This is a genomic window from Xanthocytophaga flava (genome assembly GCF_030068545.1).
Lineage (GTDB): Bacteria > Bacteroidota > Bacteroidia > Cytophagales > 172606-1 > Xanthocytophaga > Xanthocytophaga flava.
In genome coordinates this window covers 1-887 of sequence record NZ_JASJOR010000091.1, presented here as the reverse complement: position 1 = coordinate 887, position 887 = coordinate 1, and the positions used below count along the sequence as shown (strand labels likewise).

Here is an 887-nt window from a genome sequence, read left to right as displayed (position 1 = left end):
ATACGCACCTATATAGTTGCAAATTTAAGTGTAGGCACCAGAGGGAAAGAATGCAGTATAGAATTGTTAACCCAGATAGTAGAAGCGATTCTGTATCGGCTGAAAACGGGCTGTCAATCAGAGCCGAGACGGTGGCGATTTCTACCTGTCAGTCAATTTGTTAGAGAAAAGAAGTTAAGCTGGCAGGGAGTCTATTATCATTTTACTAAATGGGTTAAAGATGGGAGTTGGACTAAAGTCTGGCTCAATCTTCTTTCCACTCATAAAGACAAAATTGACTTATCATGTGTGCAGTTAGATGGTTCACATACAATTTGTAAACGAGCAGGTGAAGCCGTTGGCTATCAAACTAGAAAAAAGGCACCCACAACCAATACTTTGTTTTTAGCTGATAGACAAGGTCAACTCTTAGCTTGTAGCACTTGTCAGGCAGGAAATCATCATGATTTATTTGATATAGAAAATCAGTTTGAACAACTATGTAGCATTCTTACTCAAGCAGGAATTGAACATAAAGGTTTGTTTCTCAATGCTGATGCAGGTTTTGATTCGGAAGCCTTTCGCAAACAATGTCAAAGAAAGGAAATACAAGCCAATATTGCACCCAATACCAGAAATACAACCCCCACCTCACCATTGGAAAAACAAAAGCATAATCAACAATGGACTGATAAAGAAGATCATAACGCAAATTATCATTACTTTGATGAATTATTATACTCATATCGAACTGTTATCGAACAAGCCAATGCTTGGATGGACAGTTTCAAAGTCTTATTAATTCGGTTTGAGAAGAAGGCGCCTAACTGGACTGCATTTCTCTATATGGCTTTCTCTATTCGTTTTTTACGTAAAATCCAACCTCTTAATAAATACTAAACAACTTC

The 887-nt window shown here is 37.4% G+C and carries 1 protein-coding gene; it reads left to right on the top strand.

Features of this window, described 5'->3' with window-relative positions:
- Positions 1-879: transposase (locus tag QNI15_RS38875; RefSeq protein WP_314037602.1), on the top strand; the 879-nt coding region annotated here is incomplete at its 5' end.
- Positions 880-887: the final 8 nt, after the last annotated feature.